19 protein-coding genes are annotated in these 19,255 nt (G+C 38.1%); 1 reads left to right on the forward strand and 18 read right to left on the reverse strand.

The features are described 5' to 3' along the window. Positions 1-30: 30 nt before the first annotated feature. From BW721_RS04090 to BW721_RS04160, 15 genes are all read right to left on the reverse strand, one after another. Entirely contained in the window at positions 31-714 is a 684-nt protein-coding gene (locus BW721_RS04090) for a metal-dependent hydrolase (RefSeq protein ID WP_076768637.1), read from the reverse strand. A gap of 328 nt (positions 715-1,042) precedes the next feature. After that, on the reverse strand, positions 1,043-1,864 hold the full coding sequence (locus tag BW721_RS04095; RefSeq protein WP_076766378.1) for a ZIP family metal transporter: 822 nt from the start codon (positions 1,862-1,864) through the stop codon (positions 1,043-1,045). Between the two features lies 1 nt (position 1,865). Further along, positions 1,866-3,020, reverse strand: coding sequence for a DNA polymerase IV (dinB, locus tag BW721_RS04100; RefSeq protein WP_076766380.1), 1,155 nt, complete (start codon positions 3,018-3,020; stop codon positions 1,866-1,868). A gap of 156 nt (positions 3,021-3,176) precedes the next feature. Beyond that, the gene (gene adhE / locus BW721_RS04105; RefSeq protein ID WP_076766381.1) at positions 3,177-5,771 is read right to left on the reverse strand and encodes a bifunctional acetaldehyde-CoA/alcohol dehydrogenase; all 2,595 of its coding nucleotides are present in this window, start codon (positions 5,769-5,771) and stop codon (positions 3,177-3,179) included. 229 nt (positions 5,772-6,000) lie between these two features. Continuing rightward, the gene (locus BW721_RS04110; protein WP_076766383.1) at positions 6,001-6,282 is read right to left on the reverse strand and encodes a post-transcriptional regulator; all 282 of its coding nucleotides are present in this window, start codon (positions 6,280-6,282) and stop codon (positions 6,001-6,003) included. 28 nt (positions 6,283-6,310) lie between these two features. Beyond that, positions 6,311-6,649 carry a preprotein translocase subunit YajC gene (gene yajC / locus BW721_RS04115; RefSeq protein ID WP_076766385.1) on the reverse strand — a complete coding sequence of 113 codons (339 nt, stop codon included), beginning with the start codon at positions 6,647-6,649 and terminating at the stop codon, positions 6,311-6,313. A gap of 69 nt (positions 6,650-6,718) precedes the next feature. Further along, positions 6,719-7,864 carry a tRNA guanosine(34) transglycosylase Tgt gene (gene tgt, locus BW721_RS04120; RefSeq protein ID WP_076766386.1) on the reverse strand — a complete coding sequence of 382 codons (1,146 nt, stop codon included), beginning with the start codon at positions 7,862-7,864 and terminating at the stop codon, positions 6,719-6,721. A 115-nt stretch (positions 7,865-7,979) separates the two neighbouring features. Then, positions 7,980-8,738: a sugar phosphate isomerase/epimerase family protein gene (locus BW721_RS04125; RefSeq protein WP_076766388.1), complete on the reverse strand. Its 759-nt coding sequence runs from the start codon at positions 8,736-8,738 to the stop codon at positions 7,980-7,982. A 17-nt stretch (positions 8,739-8,755) separates the two neighbouring features. After that, entirely contained in the window at positions 8,756-9,544 is a 789-nt protein-coding gene (locus BW721_RS04130; RefSeq protein WP_076766390.1) for a hypothetical protein, read from the reverse strand. Continuing rightward, the gene (gene floA, locus BW721_RS04135) at positions 9,544-10,536 is read right to left on the reverse strand and encodes a flotillin-like protein FloA (RefSeq protein WP_076766392.1); all 993 of its coding nucleotides are present in this window, start codon (positions 10,534-10,536) and stop codon (positions 9,544-9,546) included. The genes BW721_RS04130 and floA overlap by 1 nt, the downstream gene beginning before the upstream one ends. A gap of 2 nt (positions 10,537-10,538) precedes the next feature. Continuing rightward, on the reverse strand, positions 10,539-11,135 hold the full coding sequence (locus BW721_RS04140; RefSeq protein WP_076766394.1) for an NfeD family protein: 597 nt from the start codon (positions 11,133-11,135) through the stop codon (positions 10,539-10,541). A 123-nt stretch (positions 11,136-11,258) separates the two neighbouring features. Then, positions 11,259-13,859 carry an ATP-dependent chaperone ClpB gene (gene clpB / locus BW721_RS04145; protein ID WP_076766396.1) on the reverse strand — a complete coding sequence of 867 codons (2,601 nt, stop codon included), beginning with the start codon at positions 13,857-13,859 and terminating at the stop codon, positions 11,259-11,261. A gap of 98 nt (positions 13,860-13,957) precedes the next feature. Beyond that, positions 13,958-15,238: a Gfo/Idh/MocA family protein gene (locus BW721_RS04150; protein WP_076766398.1), complete on the reverse strand. Its 1,281-nt coding sequence runs from the start codon at positions 15,236-15,238 to the stop codon at positions 13,958-13,960. Between the two features lie 197 nt (positions 15,239-15,435). Next, positions 15,436-15,768, reverse strand: coding sequence for a metal-sulfur cluster assembly factor (locus BW721_RS04155; RefSeq protein ID WP_076766400.1), 333 nt, complete (start codon positions 15,766-15,768; stop codon positions 15,436-15,438). 66 nt (positions 15,769-15,834) lie between these two features. Beyond that, positions 15,835-16,590, reverse strand: a complete 756-nt coding sequence (locus BW721_RS04160) for an alpha/beta fold hydrolase (protein WP_076766402.1) — start codon at positions 16,588-16,590, stop codon at positions 15,835-15,837. Positions 16,591-16,689: 99 nt separating this feature from the next. Here BW721_RS04160 and BW721_RS04165 point away from each other — a divergent pair, with 99 nt between their 5' ends. Next, positions 16,690-17,502, forward strand: coding sequence for a Cof-type HAD-IIB family hydrolase (locus BW721_RS04165; RefSeq protein ID WP_076766404.1), 813 nt, complete (start codon positions 16,690-16,692; stop codon positions 17,500-17,502). A gap of 256 nt (positions 17,503-17,758) precedes the next feature. On the opposite strand, the gene BW721_RS04170 is transcribed toward BW721_RS04165, so the two are convergent. The 3 genes from BW721_RS04170 to rplS all read right to left on the reverse strand — a co-directional run bounded on the left by BW721_RS04170 (position 17,759) and on the right by rplS (position 19,157). Beyond that, positions 17,759-18,109 (reverse strand): OsmC family protein, encoded by a 351-nt coding sequence (locus BW721_RS04170; protein ID WP_076768638.1) that lies wholly within the window; start codon positions 18,107-18,109, stop codon positions 17,759-17,761. 54 nt (positions 18,110-18,163) lie between these two features. Further along, positions 18,164-18,592: a hypothetical protein gene (locus BW721_RS04175; protein ID WP_076766406.1), complete on the reverse strand. Its 429-nt coding sequence runs from the start codon at positions 18,590-18,592 to the stop codon at positions 18,164-18,166. A 220-nt stretch (positions 18,593-18,812) separates the two neighbouring features. Continuing rightward, positions 18,813-19,157, reverse strand: a complete 345-nt coding sequence (gene rplS, locus BW721_RS04180; protein ID WP_076766408.1) for a 50S ribosomal protein L19 — start codon at positions 19,155-19,157, stop codon at positions 18,813-18,815. Between the last annotated feature and the right edge of the window lie 98 nt (positions 19,158-19,255).

The raw sequence follows: 19,255 nt of genomic DNA on the forward strand, positions 1-19,255 counted from the left end.
TATTCCCTCACCTTTAACATCTTAATGTTTTTATATCTCTAGACTTTCGCCTACTTGTAAAATAAGCCCAACCTCTTCATCTAATAAGGCTGTAAAAGCGAAAGGATCTTGTTTAATGAGCGGGAAGGTATTGTAATGAATCGGAACCGCTCTTTTTGCTTGTAAAAATCGAACTGCTCGTGCAGCATCCACAGGTCCCATAGTATAGTTATCACCGATTGGTAATAAAGCCAAGTCAATCGCCATGCTTTCTCCAATTAAAGTCATATCTGAAAACAAAGCTGTATCACCAGCATGATAAATCGTCTTGCCTTGGTTTTGGATTAATACACCCGATGCAAGACCTAGAGGAACGACTGTGCCATCAGCCTCTTCATAGCTAGAGCCATGAATGGCTGGTGTTAATTTGATATAAGCAAAATCAAATTGATAACCACCACCCGGCTGCATGCCGTGAACCTCTAGCCCTTTTTTGCTAAAATAGTCTGCTATTTCTACGGTAGAAACAATTAGAGCATTTGTCCGCTTCGCAATAGCTTCAGTATCACCGATGTGTTCGTTGTGACCATGCGTAATAATAATCACGTCACAAGTAACTGTATTAACATCCAAGTCAGATAAAGGATTTCCTGTTATAAAAGGGTCAATAAGAATTTTCTTTTGGTTTGATGTTTCAATCATAACACACGATTGTCCATGCCAAGATAATTTCATTTTAACCATCCTCCCTACTCCTACTAGCTGTATTACTCTGTTACTATCCTACCATGAAACAGATGATTCTCCAACTAAGAAAAGCGGACAAGTCCGCCTTGGCCTATGAAAAAATAGGAAATTTGACCCTGAATTGTCAGGAGACTTCACGCTTCAGCGGGTTAGTCGAATGATATACGTTAGCGAGCAGCGAAGCGCGCAATGGGGCAAATTTATCTTTTTTTCACTAGGTCAGGACTTGGGAGCTAGACAGTGATGGCTGAACTTATAATCCCCTAGTCTACAAAAAAAGCATGAAGTGACAAGCACTTTATGCTTTTTAAACTTTCTAACCTAGAGCTACATCTAGTATCATCATAACGGTAAAACCAACCATCAATCCGATAGTAGCAATGTCGCTATTTCCATTGTTTTGAGATTCTGGGATCAATTCTTCAACCACCACAAAAATCATTGCTCCTGCTGCGAAAGCTAATGCGTAAGGCAAAATGGCTTGCATGGATAGGACCGCAGCTGCTCCAATAACCGCAGCAACAGGCTCAACGATAGCAGATAGCTGCCCTAAATTAAACGCCTTCCATCTGCTATGTCCTTCTGCTCGAATCGGCATAGAAAGAGCAGAACCCTCTGGAATATTTTGTAAGCCAATCCCTAAAGCCAAACCAATGGCGCTCATCAGTGTGTTATCAGTTGCTATCCCATGAGCTGCTGCTCCAAATGCAACACCCACTGCTAACCCTTCTGGAATATTGTGAATAGTGATAGCTAAGAATAAGAGCAAATTACGTGAAGCTCCTGTATCCAGTCCTTCTCGGTTTTCAATAGGTTCTCCTAAGTGTAAATGGGGAATAATCGCATCTGTTAACCTTAAAAAAGCACCCCCTAGTAAGAATCCTATCGCTGCTGGAACCCATGAAAAGGCTGCATAACCATTTTCTTCTGCGTATGAGATTGATGGTGCTAAGAGCGACCAAAACGATGCTGCTATCATCACCCCCGCAGCAAACCCACTCATCACATCTAGTATTTTTCGATTAACTTTTTTAAAAAAGAATACAAATGCAGAACCAATTACGGTGCATCCCCAAGTAAATAATCCAGCAATTAACGCTTGTATGACTGGACTGAGTTGACTAAAACTTTCTAACATATTACGTCTCTCCCTGCTTGAAATGATTTTTATCCCATAAGGGTAATTGCACATTTTGATAATACTGTGGTGCCAGTTGATTAACTGTAATGCCTAAAAGGCGAATTTCTTTGTCAATATCGCCGTGTTCCTGCCAAAGTTCCATTGCTTCCCAGTACAGGTCTTCGCTACTATTAATAAACTCTGCCAGTTTTTTCTGACGCGTTAAAGTTGTAAAATCACCATAACGAATTTTCAGAACAACAACTTGTCCGTGTTTCTTGTGTTTACGAAGACTATCGGCAACTGAACCAGCTAAATGCTTTAACTCTTCTTCCACCTGATCGTCTCTCACTAAAAAATTCCGATAAGTGTTCTCCTTACCGATTGACTTACGTTCTCGATTAGGCGTGACAGGACTATTATCAATCCCTCTGACCTTACGGTACAAAACGTAGCCCATCTTTCCGAAATCATCAATCAACACTTTAGCTGATAGTTGATAAAGGTCTGCTCCCGTTGAAATAGCCATCTCTTTTAACTTTTCAGCGGTTCGTTTACCAACACCGTAAAATTTCTCAATTGGTAGATCAAATAGAAAGGCTTGGGCTTTTTCTGGTTCAATGACCGTTATTCCGCTCGGCTTCTTCACATCCGATGCGACTTTAGCTAGAAACTTATTATAAGACACGCCTGCAGAACAGGTTAAATGGAGTTCCTGCCAAACTTCTCTTTGAATTTGCCTAGCAATCAAAGTTGCGCTAGGCTGATTCACTTTATTATTCGTCACGTCTAAGTATGCTTCGTCCAAAGATAGTGGTTCAATTATATCCGTATAGCGTTGAAAAATGCCTCTAATTTGAGCTGATACGGTTCGATAATAATCCATCCGAGGTGGAATAAAAACAGCATGAGGACACTGTTCATAAGCAAGTTGAGCGCTCATAGCAGAGTGAACACCAAATTTTCGTGCTTCGTAGTTAGCTGTTGTTACAACCCCACGTCCACCAGTCTGTCTAGGATCTCGTGCAATGATAACGGCTTTGCCTTTCAGGCTAGGATTATCTCGTTCTTCAACAGAAGCATAAAAAGCATCCATATCAATATGGATAATTTTTCGATTTTGGTTATTTTCTGGTTCTTTAAAGGTCAATAGACCGTAACGCAACCTGCTCACCTCGCTTCTTCTAGTTTATTTTAAGCTACCACAGTTATTTTTTTAAGTATCCCTAAATTCATTTCTATTATAATCTCTTTTAGCCTAGAGAGCAACAAAGGGACTCGGTTTGCCCGAGTCCCTTTGTTAGATAAATTCAATTATTATTTACCGTAATTATTTGCCATAGTATGCTGCTGTTAGAACTTGTTTTAGTTCACTGATTAACGGTTGTTTTGGATTAGCTGTTGTACATTGGTCTTCGAATGCTAATTCGGCAAGCTTATCGCCATCGCGTTTCAACCAGTCTTCTGGTACGCCTTCTTCTTGGAAGCTCATTTTAATACCCACATCTTTACCTAATTGGTAAACAGCATCTGCTAAAGCTTCAACTAATTCTTCTGTTGTATTGCCTTTCAAACCAATATAGCGAGCAATCGTTGCATAATCTTCATCAGCGCGGAATGATTCATATTTTGCCCACATACTTAATTTTGAAGGTTCTGAAGCATTATAACGAATAATGTGTGGTAACAAGACTGCATTAGTTCTACCATGAACAAGGTTCCATAGCCCACCAATTTTATGTGCTAGTGAGTGAGAAATACCTAGGAAGGCATTTGCAAAAGCCATACCCGCAATCGTTGATGCGTTATGTACTTTTTCACGAGAATAAGCATCACCTTTATTATAAGAATCTCTTAAGTGGTCAAAGATTAATTTAATAGCTTGTAAACTCAATCCTCTTGTATAGTCATTTGCAAGAACAGAAACATAAGATTCAATAGCATGGGTTAGAACATCCATACCTGTATCTGCTGTTACTACTTTTGGAACACTGTAAACGAATTGTGGATCGACGATTGCCACATCTGGTGTTAGTGCGTAGTCTGCTAATGGGTATTTAATATGTGTTTCACTGTCTGTAATAACTGTAAATGGTGTTACTTCAGAACCAGTCCCTGATGTTGTTGGAATACATACCAATTGCGCTTTTTCCATCGGTTCAATCTTGTAAGTCCGTTTACGAATATCAAGGTATTTTTGTTTCGCTCCGAAGAAGTTACTTTCTGGATGTTCATAGAATAACCACATTGCCTTAGCAGCATCCATTGGTGAACCACCACCGATTGCAATAATCGTATCTGGCTTGAAATCTCGCATTTTTTCAGTTCCACGATTAACTGTATTCGTTGAAGGGTTTGGTTCAACATCAGAGAAAATTGTATAAACTACTTTATTTTTACGACGTTTTAGTTGCTCAAGTACAATGTCAACATAACCTAGTTTCATCATGCCCTCATCACAAACGATGAATACACGTTCAATGTCTCTCATGTCACGTAAGTAGCGAACTGAGTTTTCTTCAAAATAAATTCTGTCAGGAACTTTAATCCACTGCATATTATTTCTCCTTTTAGCGATGGTTTTAATATTTAGTAAATCAAAGGCAGAAACGTTACCAGATACAGAGTTTCTTCCGTAAGAACCACAGCCAAGTGTTAATGATGGAATATTGTTGTTGTATAGTCCACCGATACCACCTTGAGCAGTTGGTGAGTTCACTAAAATACGACACGCCTTCATTTGTTTCCCAAATTCTTCAACCAACTGATCATCGGTTGTGTGAATACACGCTGAGTGACCAAGACCATCCAAATCAAGCATCGCCTTACATAAGTCAAAGGCATGGTCAGTTGAGTTTGATTTCATCATTGCTAACACAGGTGATAATTTTTCTCTTGATAATGGGTAGTCAGCTCCTGCACCTTCTAATTCAACAATAATCAATTTTGTATCTTCTGGCACTTTAATACCTGCTAATTCAGCAATCTTAACAGCTGGCATCCCAACAATTTGCGGATTAATTGCTTGTTTGTCTTCACGCATAATCGCAGCTTCTAACTTAGCGATTTCTTTTTCTTTCACGAAATAAGCACGTCTCTTAATGAATTCTTGTTTAACCTCGTCGTAAATTTCTTTATCGACAATCGCTGCTTGTTCAGAAGCACAAATCATACCATTATCAAATGTTTTTGAAACAATCAAATCGTTGACCGCTTTTTTAACATTAGCTGTTTTTTCAACATATGCAGGCACGTTACCCGGTCCTACACCAAGAGCTGGTTTTCCAGTTGAATAAGCAGCCTTTACCATTGCTGATCCACCTGTTGCAAGGACAGCTGCTACATCTGGATGGTGGATTAATAAATTTGTTTTCTCCATTGAAACACCATCAATCCATTGAATACAATCTTCAGGTGCACCAGCTTCAAGCGCTGCTTGGTACAGCACTTTAGCTGTTGCAATCGAACACTTTTCTGCACTTGGGTGGAAAGAGAAAATAATTGGATTGCGTGTTTTCATCGAAATAAGTGATTTGAAGATTGTTGTTGATGTTGGATTTGTTGTTGGTATAATCCCTGCAAGTACACCAAGTGGTGCTGCAACTTTAATAATTTGATCAACTTCATTATCTTCAATAATGCCGACTGTTTTATTTTTTTTAATGTTATGCCAAATATTTTCTGAAGCATAAATATTTTTCAAACATTTATCTTCATAAACACCACGCCCTGTTTCTTCTACGGCCATTTTAGCTAATGCCATATGTTGATCAAGCGCTGATAACGCCATATGTCTAACAATGTTATCTATTTTTTCTTGGTCTAATTGTTCCATTTTTTCAAGAGCTTTTAACCCTTTAGTTGTTAGACCATTAATAATATCTTGTGATGTTTTCTGAACGTCTTTTACTTTTACTTCTGCCATAAAAAGTCATCCCCTTTTTTTGTTCTTCTTTTCACAAGTTATTATATTACAGCTGTTTTCAAAAGTAAATACCCTTTTGTAAAATAATTCACAAGTATAACAAACGCCTATATAAAAGCGAAACTGTTTCATTATCTATTTAATAGCAATGAAAGCGCTTTTGTGATTAAATGAACAATACAGATAAAAAAAGAGTCGCAATTTGAAATTTGCGACTCTTTTCAGCTTTTTAAAAAAATTCTTCAAAATTTATTTCCTCAAGTGACGATACATTATAAACTTGTGCTTCTAACGATTTGTAATCAAAGTATTGATTAACAGATGCGTTAAGAATATCGGCTACTTGCTGATAATAATAGGACGGTATGGAATGTTTCCAGACAAAGCTCTTAAAACATAAGATTAGATCATCTGTTTCGATGTTCGAATAACCTTCTTTAGAAAATTCCGATACCTTTAATTCAAACCATGGACGCAATTCTTCATAGAAATCAGTATTTTCTTCAGTCATTCGCTCATCACTCCATTTTGAATAAGAACTATTCGTTCGTTTCTTCTATTTCTTGAACGATTTCGTCTGCCTCAATGGTACCTGCATCTGTTGAAACAGTAGATGCTTTGACAACGCGTGAAATAGCTCGTTTCTCAAATGTTAAGAAAATACCTTCACAGTCTAGTGTAACAGTTTGTTTCGTTGTATCGACTTCATCAACAACACCATGTAATCCGCCAATTGTAATCACGCTGTCACCAGATTTAATTTCATTTAGCATGTCTTGTGTTTTCTTTTGTTGTTTCTTTTGAGGACGGATTAGAATGAAGTACATCGCTCCAAATATTAGTCCGTAAAATAAAATCATTGTTAGTCCTTGTGGCATGTTAATTCCTCCATTAATTTAATCTATACATCAAACTTTACCAAAGTAAGAGCTTACTTACCAGTTATTTTAGAATTTTTTAGCATTTTTTTGATTATAGCCGTATTCTTCCATAAAGGCTTCTCGGAATTCTAACAAGTTATCATCCATAATGGCTTGACGAACTTGTGTCATCAAATTAATTAAGAAGTGTAGATTATGGTAACTCGTTAAACGAAGACCAAATGTTTCATCTGCTTTAAATAAATGACGGATATAAGCTCGTGTATAGTTTTGACACGTATAGCATGAACAGTTCTCATCTAATGGACGGAAATCACGCTCATAAATGGCATTTTTAACGACTAAGCGACCTTTGCTTGTCATACATGTTCCATTACGCGCAATTCGCGTTGGCAACACGCAATCAAACATATCGACTCCACGAATAACGCCATCAATTAACGAATCTGGTGCACCAACACCCATTAAATACCTTGGTTTATGGTCTGGAATAACAGGCGTAATATAATCCAAAACTTCATTCATTTCTTCTTTTGTTTCACCAACAGATAGACCACCGATAGAATAGCCTGGGAAATCCATGCCAACGAGGTCCTTAGCACTTTGCATACGCAAGTCTTTGTAACCTGCTCCTTGAATAATACCAAATAAGCCTTGTTGATCTGACTTTTTATGAGCCTTCATGCCACGCTCTGCCCAACGACTTGTCCGTTCAACAGATCGCTTGATATAATCATAGCTCTCATCAAATGGTGGACACTCATCAAAGCTCATAATAATATCTGCACCTAATTTATTTTGAATGTCAATTGCTTTTTCAGGTGATAGGAACATTTTCGAACCATTCAAATGGTTTCTAAAATGAACACCTTCTTCTGTAATTTTACGATTCTCTGCTAAAGAGAATACTTGGAAGCCGCCAGAATCAGTTAAAATTCCTTTGTCCCAGTTCATAAATTTGTGCAGACCACCTGCTTCTTCCACAAGGTCAGCACCAGGACGTAGCCACAAGTGATAGGTATTACTCAAAATAATTTGTGAGCCCATATCTTTTAATTCTTCTGGAGCCATTGATTTAACAGTTGCCAATGTTCCAACTGGCATAAACATAGGAGTTTGAAATGTCCCATGAGGTGTAATAATCTCACCCAATCTAGCGCCAGTATGTTTTTCTTTTTTTATTAACCGATAACGGATTGCTGGTTCAGTCAATTTATTCCCTTCCTTCTGAAACTAATCATTACACAGTATATCACAGTTACTTTCGTCTTGAAATAAAAATGAGAGTAAGCTCACCGTCTGAAAGACGATTTACTTACTCTCGTTTTTAGTAGATTAGTTGTTCTTTTTCAGCTTTTAAAACATCAATTGCTGTTTCTTTATTACCACATGGGTACTCAATTGCTGCTGGAATATTTTCTGGAAAAACAGCCAATACATCTTGTATATCAATTTCTCCTGTCTCAATTAAAGCAAGTTCAAGCTGATGGTCTGGTGTCTGTTTCACATTTTTAATATGAATATAGTTGACATAATCCTTTAGAACAACAGCTGCTTCTTCGGCTAATTCTTGAATGTATAGAACATTTCCGGTGTCAAAGGTCAATTGAATCGGTAATTGCTCGGAATGAGCAACGAAGATAAAATCAGACAAAGCTTTTGCCGAGCCGCCCTCAATAGTCTGATCATTTTCAATCGTTAATTGAATATCAGGATACTGCTTGAATAACTGATTAAGACTCTCAACATGTTTTTCTTGTAAGCCCTGGTAATCACCCAGTGTGACCTTCACTTGGATAGCACCCATCATTCTTGCTTCTTCAAAATAAGTCGTTAAAGCAGGATTAATTTCTCTTGATTCAAATAAAACGGAAGGGACGGAGTAAGACAATGGCATATGAAAACGTTCTGCCTCTGTCCTAGTCTCTAACAATTCTCCCGTAAGATTCCGAAGAAACTCTCTTCGAATTTCAACAAAAGAAAAGCCTAGCTCCTTAATCGTCTTAATATAGGTTAACTGTTGAACCGTTCCTTCACTTAACTCTTCATTAAAAACAAGCGTATTGACACCTAAAAGACGTGACATGGTATTCCTCTTTTTCATTAAAAATCTGGTCGTTCTAAAATCGTTTGCGCGATGACTGCTTCTCTTAGCCATTCTTTTTGACGTTGTCGCTCTTTTTTAGAATGGCTTGAATGTGTCTTCCTATTGAGTGATGGTTCCACTGCTAGTCCTTCGCTAGTTTGTAACATTTTATCCACTATAATGTCAAACTGTTTGGCGTATTGATCGTACTCTTCTTGGAACACATCACTCTCTTGATCCAACGATTGCCAATCTAATTCATCTTCCTCTGTTTCTGAAAGAATAGGCGCTTCATTTGTTATCTTGTAATCTTCCATCATTGATGACTTTTCATGACGACCACTAGCTATTTCTGATAAGTTTTTTTTAACCGTTGGCCAAACATCAGGTCTTCTAATAAACTTAATTAATTCAACCTCTGAATTTGGTGAATTAAAGACAGCCTGAATTTCTTGCTTATATTGGTCTGGCAAGGACTCTTTTAATAAGCCATAAAGATCAGCAGGTTTATATTTTAACAATTCTTTCAAACGAATAGACGTTGTATTTCTTCTTGACGATTGTTGTTGCTCATTTCTATTTCTTGTTGACTGAACGTTTCTCGCCCTTTGCAATTGTTGATTTCTCATTTGTCTATTAGATTGCTGTTGTGTCTGTTTTTTAACAGAAGCTTGCCGCCATTGATTGTCTTTTGCTCGTTTTTTTCCTTTGTGAACTTCATTAAGTAGGTTTTTGATGAAAAGCCCCCATAAACCGACCATGACGATAATAATCGCTAAGTTAAATAGTTGCCATAATAGGACCATTACGAATCACTTCTATCTTTATTTCCTGACAGTGAATTTCTCATATCGGTATCTGCTGTAATATTTTTCATTTTATAATAATCCATCACACCTAGATTACCTGAACGAAGTGCTTCAGCCATTGCTAAGGGCACTTGCGCCTCAGCTTCAACAACTTTAGCACGTTGTCTTTGAACTTCAGCAATCATTTCTTGCTCTTCAGCAACTGCCAATGATCGTTTTTCTTCCGCTTTAGCTTGTGCCACACGCTTATCAGCTTCAGCTTGTTCTGCTTGTAATTTCGCACCAACGTTACGACCGACATCAACGTCCGCAATATCAATCGATAGGATTTCGAAAGCTGTTCCGGAGTCCAACCCTTTACGTAAAATCGTTTGTGAAATTGAATCAGGATTTTCTAAAACTTGTGAGTGCGCTTTAGCAGACCCTACAGTTGTAACAATCCCTTCACCAACACGGGCAATAATCGTTTCTTCACCCGCACCACCAACAAGTCGCTCGATATTTGCACGTACAGTTACTTTAGCTTTTGCCTTTACTTCAATACCATTCATCGCTACACCAGCAATAATAGGTGTTTCAATAACTTTAGGGTTTACCGATACTTGTACGGCTTCAAACACATTACGCCCTGCTAAATCAATAGCTGCAGCTTGCTCAAACTCCAATTCAATGTTCGCACGTTGCGCTGCGATTAAGGCATCAATAACTAAGTTGATATCTCCACCTGCCAAGTAATGAGCCTCAAGCTCGCTTGTATCAATAATCAACCCTGCTTTAGTTGCTTTAATCAAAGGTTGAACAACTAAACTAGGAGCTACACGTCTCAAACGCATTCCAATTAAATCTGAGATTTTCAGCTTTACTCCTGAAAAATAAGCCGTAATCCATAATCCAACCGGTACAAAACGGAAAAATAACGATAATATCAATATGACGATGACAGCTATAATAACGACACCGATGATACTGCCTTGAATACCTTCTTGCATAATTAAACCAGCTCCTTAACAATAATTTTTATTCCTTCTACATGAATGACTTGAACACGCGACCCTTCTCGAATAATCGCACCATCGCTAACCACATCTAGCGTTTGACCATCAATGTCAGCTTTTCCTGATGGACGAAGCGTGGTTGATGCTGTTCCCGTTTTACCAAGAAATAGCGAATAATCTTTAGCGGTTGAATAGCCTCTATTTTTTTCAAGAGCTGTTCCTAATATTAAGCTACTCTTGCCTGGCAAGAAGGTATAGCCCTTCTTCAATAAAATATAAGCCGTTATAACTGCTATCACAATTGCTAACCCTAAATCCAGTAAACTTCCCCATAAATCGTTTTGATTGGAGAGATAACCTAAGCCCAACAAGACCACACCAGTAATCCCTATCAATCCAAAATCTGGAATAAAAATTTCTAAAATTAATAAGAATATACCTGCTAAGAAGAGTAAAAAGGTTACCCATGTTCCGGTTCCTACCAAAATAAAGTAAATAAAAAAACTAATAATTGATAAACCACCAAAAACATAAAACTTGTTGGTAAAGAGCATGATGACTAAACAAATGAAGCCAATAGCCAGAAAAAGCATTTCTTTCACCTCCTGTATGTTCTGTCGTTCGTTCTACTTTATATTTTATCTTAAATTTGAAAATAAATAAAGCGACAACCGAGTAAATTTCATTAACGTTGTTGTCGCTTCAATTTATTTATTTTATTGACTTGAAATAATGACTTGCCCATTTTCAACGGTTAAAGAAACAGTTTGATGTTCACTAACGTTCCCTTTTATAATCTCCTTAGCAAGCGCATTTTCAATATGGTTGGTAATAAATCGTCTTAAAGGACGCGCTCCATAATGAGGGTCATACGCATTCTCTGCAATCCACTGACTAAGTTCTTCTGTGACATGAAGGGTGATTTGTTTATCAGCCAGACGGTTTTGCAAGTCGCCCATTATCTTATTCACAATCAGATGAATATCATTTGGAGTGAGTGGCGAGAACAAAACGGTATCGTCTATACGGTTTAAGAATTCTGGTTTAAAGCTCGCTTTTAACAAATCCATCACTTGTTTTCGTCCTTCATCCTTAATGCTACCATCCATTGCTAAATTATCTAACAATAGTGGCGATCCTAGATTACTTGTCATAATCAAAATAGTATTTTTAAAATCAACTGTCCGCCCTTTCGAATCGGTCAATCGTCCATCATCCATCACTTGTAGAAGAATGTTAAAGACATCAGGATGGGCTTTTTCAATTTCATCTAGTAAAACGATTGTATAAGGACTTCTTCGAACTGCTTCTGTTAACTGGCCACCTTCTTCATACCCCACATAACCAGGAGGTGCTCCAACTAAACGACTAACAGCAAATTTTTCCATATATTCACTCATATCAATTCTCACTAAATGGTCTTCTGAATCAAATAGACTTTCTGCTAATGCTTTTGCTAATTCAGTTTTCCCAACACCTGTTGGTCCAAGGAATAAGAATGATCCAATCGGTCTCTGTGACGATTGTAAACCAGCTCGTGAACGTAAAACAGCATTAGTAACGCTCTCCACAGCTTCATCTTGACCAATCACACGTTTATGTAGGGTATCAGCTAGAGAGAGTAACTTTTCTTTCTCTCCTTCAACCAATCGTTTCACTGGTATAGCTGTTAACCGTTCGACTACAACTGCGATTTCATTTTCGGTAACGGATTCTTGTACCAGCTTGCTCTCTTTTTTAGCAGCATCTTGATGGCTTTTTTCTAGACTGGCTACTTCTTTTTCAAGTTGCGGTATGGTGCCGTGTCTTAATACGGCTGCTTTTTCAAGATCATACTCAGCTTCCGCATCCTCTAGTTGTCGTCTAGCTGTTTCCAATTCCTCACGTTTTGAACGAACTGTTTCAGCCTCTTCCTTTTCAATCTCCCATTTCATCTTGAGACGATTCGCTTCTTCTCTGTAATCGGCCAAGTCATTTCGAATGACCTCTAAACGATGCAGGCTCAGATCATCAGATTCTTGCTTTAAAGCCGCCTCTTCAATTTCTAGCTGCATCAAGCGTCTGGTTACTTGGTCTAATTCGGTTGGCATAGAGTTCATTTCTACTTTAATGGTTGCACAAGCCTCATCGACCAAATCAATCGCCTTGTCAGGCAAAAAGCGCTCTGTGATATAGCGGTTTGATAAAGTTGCTGCGGCTACTAAGGCATTGTCGTGAATGGTTACACTGTGGTGGATTTCAAACCGTTCCTTCAATCCTCTTAAAATAGTGATGGTATCCTCAACAGTTGGTTCATTGACGATAACTCTTTGGAATCTCCGCTCAAGTGCCTTATCTTTTTCAAAGTTTTGTTGGTATTCATCTAAGGTTGTCGCACCAATACAATGTAGCTCGCCACGAGCTAGCATTGGTTTTAGTAAATTTCCAGCATCCATGCTACCTTCTGTTTTACCTGCACCAATAATCGTATGGATTTCATCAATAAATAAAATAATACGACCATCACTCTTCTTGACCTCTTTTAACACACTTTTCAAACGCTCTTCAAACTCGCCCCGATATTTTGCGCCCGCAATCAGCGCCCCCATATCGAGTGAAAAAATCGTTTTGTCCCGTAAGTTATCCGGCACATCTTTTCGAACGATACGTTGCGCTAATCCTTCCACAATAGCTGTTTTTCCAACACCTGGTTCACCAATCAAGACAGGGTTATTCTTTGTTTTACGTGATAAGATCCGAATAACATCCCTAATCTCTTCATCTCGGCCAATAACAGGATCATGCTTCCCACTCTTCATTGCTTGAACGAGGTCAATCCCATATTTTTCCAAAGCTTGATAGTTATTTTCTTGGTCTTGTGATGTCACACGATCGCCTCCCCTTATTTCCGCTATTTTTTCTTTTAGACGCTCTTGATTAATATTATACTGATTCAAATGCACCACTAACGGGTGATTTGAAAAAGTCATCAGTGCTAATAACAAGACATCCGTTGATAAATACTCATCCTGAAAATCTGTCATGATACGATTAGCCTCAGTCAACAATTGATATAAACCTTGACCAAACTGTTGCCCATATTGAACAGTTGCTCCTGATACTTGAGAAATCTTATCCAATTCCTTATCTATTGTCGTTTCAAACTGATCAATAGCTAACCCTAAATCACTATAAATATTAGTCGCAAGCTCATTGGGTTGAATCAGTACTTTCCATAGATGAGGAATTTCGATGAATTGGTGCTTTCGTGTCATTGCCACTTGCTGTGCTTCTGCCAGCGCTTCTTGAACGGCATGAGTCATTTTATCTCCTTGCATAGTGACCACCTCTCTTATGATTCTAAGGTTATTATACGCCTATGGTCAACTAAGGTCAAAAAAATAGAGCACGATGTTTGACCATCATGCCCTCATTCCTATAAATCAATCAAATCTTTAATCTGAACAGCTAAACCAGATGCAATGGATTGATTAGCTGCTACACCTGTTAAAATAGACATAGCCCCATCAATATGACTCGCCGCTCGATTAAACGGATCATGGTCAGCAACTCCAAACAATTCATTCAATAGGATTGGATCACCACCACCATGCCCGCCTTCGCCATCTTCAATAGCAACCTCATAAGGCGCATCAAACATCGGATAAACCATAATCGATTTCACTTCAAGCGCGCCCTCATTCTCCTTGTCGCCACCCGCATTGATATAAGATTTTTCAACGACCTTCATTTCAATACGACCCTTACTCCCATTAAATGAAATATTAAAGCCTTCCCAAGGCATATAAGCATTCAACGAATAAGTTAAAATGGTACCACTTTGGTATTTAACCGTTACACCGAGCGTATCTTCAATCGATATATCATCTGAAAATACACTTCGATCTCGGATATAGCCACTATCTGCTTCCGCTTTTAAATAAAGTTCACGCAACTCTTCATTGCTATTTAAATCGATGGCAAACGGATCATCTTTGGCCGCTGGAGAACCGGTGCTGCGATAATAAAAGTCTGTTACGCCACGTTTTTCAGCATTTTTCATACCATAGAAATTCAAGTCGCCAAAGGCAAATACTGTCTTAGGATAGCTATTTAACCAGAAATTAACGAGGTCAAAGTGATGAGTTGATTTATGAACCAATAAACCACCACTATTCACCTTATTACGGTGCCACCTTCTAAAATAATCAGCCCCATGTTCTGTATTTAATAACCACTCAAAGTGAATGGAGAACACATCACCAATCACCCTATCTCGAATCAACTCACGAATCTTCGTATTATGCGGAGCATAGCGATAATTAAAGGTTACCCGCAGCGAACGACCTGTTCGTTTTTCAGCATCAATAATGGCTTGCGCCTTTTCTTCATCTATCGTCATCGGTTTTTCTGAAATAACATCATAGCCCTTTTCCATAGCCCGAATAATATAATCATGATGAGAGCGATCAACCGTTGTAACAATAACAAAATCAGGCTTCAATTCATCCAACATTTGGTCAAACTTTGTATAGTGATAAGTCGGCACCTTTGGATGACCATGCCGCTCTAGTAATGTATTCGCAAAATCCATTCTCGTTTGTGAAATATCACAAAATCCAACTACTTCACTTGTTTCATGATAGGTCCCAGCAATCGCTTCATAGAAAAAGCGAGCCCGCCCCCCTGTTCCAACTTGTACATAACGTTTCTTCATGATTGTCCTACTTTCCTAGTTCATTATCGTGCTACTTTTTTGTATGCGCTTCCCAAACATAGACATAGCTTATCAGATCAAAACTTAGGATAAAATAGAATAATCCGACTTTTTTGTATAAATATTTAATGAATTTGAAGGGGATTTCAATAAAAAAGCAGTTAAGAAAATAATTTCTTAACTGCTTCTCTATTGTATTAGCGTATCCCCAATGCAATACGCGCATAGCGACTCATGCGTTCAGTTGTCCACGCTGGATACCAAACTAATTTTACTTTAATATCCGTTACTTCTGGGACTGATTTTAAAGCACGGTGGATCTCATCTGTAATGACATCTGCTAGTGGGCAACCCATCGTTGTAAGGGTCATATTCACTTGGCAAAAACCATTTTCTTCTATCAAAACTTCATATATTAAACCTAAATTCACAATGTCAATCCCTAGTTCAGGATCGATAACTTGTTCTAAGGCCATTAAGACACGTTCTTTTATTTCGTCTATTTCTTCTAGCGTATAATTTTCTGACATAGTTTGTTCACTCCTTTACGAAGGGTTGGGTTTATCATAGCAAGTTTGCAAGTGTTTTTCAATCCTCTATTGCAAGGCTAAAAATTGCGCTGTTTTCACAAAGACATCATTCGGTACTTTATGACCATGTCCTTCGTAGTAATCGTATTCCATTTGACTAGCGTATGTCTTACCTTTAACCATGGAAACGAAGGCTTCTGTTTGGCTAAACGGTACACTATTATCTTCCTTACCATGCCAAATGTAAAACGGACGTCCTGCTATTTTTTCAGGATGTTCTTGTAAACTGAATGGTTTGAATGCTGCCATTGTTGATTCAATATCAGCAGTTTTTATATCAGGCATTCCTTCTACCCAAGATGAGGTTACTAACCATTTTGTAAAGCCAATCGGATCTGGATTCCCCATTAATGATGCAGCTGAGTAAATCCAAGGATACTTGGCAAGAGCTATGCAGGTTGTAATGCCGCCCATTGATAATCCTGCTACTGAAATTTTGCCATTATAAATGAGATCACGAGCTTGGTAATAATCAACCAGAACCGGCAATTCTTCTACATTATGTCGAACAATCGACCAAAACTCCATTTCTTTTGGACCATCGTAGTATTCAGTTTTTCGCTCGCCATGTAAAAAAGCGTCCGGCAAGATGACACGGAAACCTTTTTGTGCAAGTTCATAGCCAGCTTCTAAACTTTTTTCTTTTTGTCCAGTAATACCGTGAAAAAAAACGACCAGCGGGCATTTTTCTTCTTTCAGTTTATAGTCGACCATTTCTATTATGGGTAATTGGTTAATGACTTTTCTTTCTATTGAAATCATGGCTTCCTCCTGATATAAGCGAATTCTATAGCTATTTCTTAGTATTTAGTGTAACATAAGATGACAAATTCCAGTACACGAAAGGAAACTTTTAACAAAATGAATAAAAAACTTATTGCGATTGATTTAGATGGGACAACCCTCAACAATCAATCATTGTTATCTAAAAAAACCGTTCAAACACTCCAGCTTCTGCAAGAAGATGGGCATCATATTTTAATTGCAACTGGCCGACCATATCGTAACAGTAAGCATTTCTATTCGGAATTAGGTTTGAAATCGCCAATGGTTAATTTTAATGGGGCACTTTGCCATATGCCAGGCAGCAAAAATTGGTCGAGCTATTACCACAAAACAATTGATTCTAACTTAGTTATGGATATTTTGGCAAAACAAGATGATTTAGGCTATAACTGGCTAACAATTGAAGGTCAAGAAACACTTTATTCTTCAACTGTTAAAATTCCGCCGAGTGAATTTTTCCCAGCAAATACCCCGTCTACTCTTGTCACAAGTCAAAGCAAATTGGATAGCAATCCCACATCATTAAACCTTTATATTGATGAAGCAAGACAAGAATCCATCCGTCAACGTTTGTTAGAGGAATATGGTAGCGAGACTTTATCAGTGCGCACTTGGGGTGGTTCACTACCTTGTTTGGAAATCGTTGCTCCTGGCATTCAAAAAGCAATCGGTGTTGATCAAGTGGCGAGCTACTATGATATTGATCGCCAAGACATTCTTGCTTTTGGTGACGAAGATAACGACTTTGAGATGCTTGATTATGCCGGTCATGGCGTTATGATGAAGAATGGTATTGACCGTCTTCGCTCTGTTGCCAATGATGTCACTACTTTTACTAATGACGAGGACGGCCTAGCCCTTTATCTAGAACATTACTTTAGTTTATAAGAATGTCTCCCCTATTCAGGTTGCTGAGTAGGGGATTTTTTGTAGTTAGTCTTAAAAAAACAACTTCAGGTGTTATTTTCTAGCTGAAGTCGGTCGAATCTGCTTTTTGAACAACTTCAGCTTCTTTTTTCTTCCTGAAGTCGGTTAAAATCGCTTTTTGAACAACTTCAGGGCAAAATTTGGAGCTGAAGTTGTTTTTAAGTCACTATACAAAATAAAAAACAGCTTGTAGGAAGAATTTCCTACAAGCTGTTCATTATATAAATTCGGCTGTTTCTATAACTTTTATTTTTGGATCCAACGATTGAATCACCGGACAATTTCTTGATACAAGCTTCAGACAGCGAATAGCTTTATCTTGTTGGTCTTCAGTAACCTTCAAATAAAACGTGAGGATAATACTATCAATTGGGCCTACTCGGTCTTCTGTATCTCTTGTATAAGAAGCGATCACTTTTTCAAATTCAAATGCTACCTTAGAATTCTCGAGAACTTCTTGGTATACATAAGCACCGCAAGCTGCTGCTGCAGCAACGAGGCTTTGAACAGGTGAGTAACCTTTGTCTCTTTTAAGCGTCCAATCTTCTTGGCTACCAGTTAATGTCATGCTATCTGACTCATAGTAGAGTGTTAGTTTATCATCCACCTGATTCAGCTCCTCTTATTCGGCTGGGCCTGTAATTTTTTCAACTTCTTCTAAAACGTGCTTCACGACATTTGATCCTACAACTAGCATTTCATAAAGTGGGCGAACATCTTCGGTTGTTTTCGCCATTGTCTTCATTAAAACTTCGCCGTCATTAGCTAAGCATACTTTATAATAGAAAGCTTTCGTTAAATTCAACTCGTTTAGAACTTCTAATAGTTGTGTTTTGTCGCTGTAGTTTGTTAGATAAGCGATTTGTTTAAAGGTAATCTGGAAATCAACAACACCTTCGCCATTAATGACAACAATACCAAATGGTACTTTTCTACCAGGACCTGCCATAAATGATCCTTGATATAAAGTTTGGTTATTAACAATTTCTTGTTTCTTTAATGGTAATTTTTTCTCTGCGAATAATTTATCTAGTTCATCTAAAATCTGCACAACAGTTTCCCCTCTCAAACTTACTGCTTTTAGTATAACATAAATGAAAACGGTGCCTAGTTGAAAATAAAAAAATAGCTCAATTTTACAAACTGACTATTCTAATTGATACATACTGAAACATCCACTCAGCTATTCTATAGGAAATCCAAGCATTTGCCAAATAACAAAAAGAACCCAGCCATAATGACTGGGTTCACGTTTATCGAAAGAGTTAATCTTAACGACGACGTTCTGCGATACGAGCAGCTTTTCCGTGTAATGCACGCAAGTAGTATAGTTTCGCACGACGTACTTTACCGTGACGAACAACTTCGATTTGTGCTACACGTGGAGTGTGGATTGGGAATGTACGTTCAACCCCAACACCGTTAGACATTTTACGAACAGTGTAAGTTTCGCTGATTCCTTGTCCACGACGTTTGATAACAACGCCTTCGAACAACTGAATACGTTCTCTAGTTCCTTCAACAACGCGTGCGTGAACACGAACAGTGTCTCCAGGACGGAAATCAGGAATATCATTACGTAATTGTTCTTGTGTAATTGATTCGATTAAGTTCATTTCTTTTTCTCCTTCCAACAAACATTCATGCATAGATTTCTTCTATCAGCGGAATATCGTTATCTCGAGTAGTTTCCTACTCACTCGTAAGAGTTTAA

This window comes from Jeotgalibaca sp. PTS2502, from assembly GCF_001975685.1.
In the GTDB taxonomy this organism is placed as follows: domain Bacteria; phylum Bacillota; class Bacilli; order Lactobacillales; family Aerococcaceae; genus Jeotgalibaca; species Jeotgalibaca arthritidis.

Bases quoted from the DNA above. Each gene is read 5' to 3' on its own strand.
- BW721_RS04150 (WP_076766398.1), bottom strand. From the start codon at position 15,238: ATGAAGAAACGTTATGTACAAGTTGGAACAGGGGGGCGGGCTCGCTTT.
- clpB (WP_076766396.1), bottom strand. From the start codon at position 13,859: ATGCAAGGAGATAAAATGACTCATGCCGTTCAAGAAGCGCTGGCAGAA.
- adhE (WP_076766381.1), bottom strand. From the start codon at position 5,771: ATGGCAGAAGTAAAAGTAAAAGACGTTCAGAAAACATCACAAGATATT.
- BW721_RS04095 (WP_076766378.1), bottom strand. From the start codon at position 1,864: ATGTTAGAAAGTTTTAGTCAACTCAGTCCAGTCATACAAGCGTTAATT.
- yajC (WP_076766385.1), bottom strand. From the start codon at position 6,649: ATGCCACAAGGACTAACAATGATTTTATTTTACGGACTAATATTTGGA.
- BW721_RS04110 (WP_076766383.1), bottom strand. From the start codon at position 6,282: ATGACTGAAGAAAATACTGATTTCTATGAAGAATTGCGTCCATGGTTT.
- BW721_RS04160 (WP_076766402.1), bottom strand. From the start codon at position 16,590: ATGATTTCAATAGAAAGAAAAGTCATTAACCAATTACCCATAATAGAA.
- BW721_RS04125 (WP_076766388.1), bottom strand. From the start codon at position 8,738: ATGTCACGTCTTTTAGGTGTCAATACGCTTGTTTTTAATGAAGAGTTA.
- BW721_RS04130 (WP_076766390.1), bottom strand. From the start codon at position 9,544: ATGGTCCTATTATGGCAACTATTTAACTTAGCGATTATTATCGTCATG.
- BW721_RS04170 (WP_076768638.1), bottom strand. From the start codon at position 18,109: ATGACATTAACTGGTAGCCAAGAAGATTGGACGCTTAAAAGAGACAAA.
- rplS (WP_076766408.1), bottom strand. From the start codon at position 19,157: ATGAACTTAATCGAATCAATTACACAAGAACAATTACGTAATGATATT.
- BW721_RS04140 (WP_076766394.1), bottom strand. From the start codon at position 11,135: ATGCTTTTTCTGGCTATTGGCTTCATTTGTTTAGTCATCATGCTCTTT.
- BW721_RS04155 (WP_076766400.1), bottom strand. From the start codon at position 15,768: ATGTCAGAAAATTATACGCTAGAAGAAATAGACGAAATAAAAGAACGT.
- BW721_RS04165 (WP_076766404.1), top strand. From the start codon at position 16,690: ATGAATAAAAAACTTATTGCGATTGATTTAGATGGGACAACCCTCAAC.
- floA (WP_076766392.1), bottom strand. From the start codon at position 10,536: ATGCAAGAAGGTATTCAAGGCAGTATCATCGGTGTCGTTATTATAGCT.
- BW721_RS04090 (WP_076768637.1), bottom strand. From the start codon at position 714: ATGAAATTATCTTGGCATGGACAATCGTGTGTTATGATTGAAACATCA.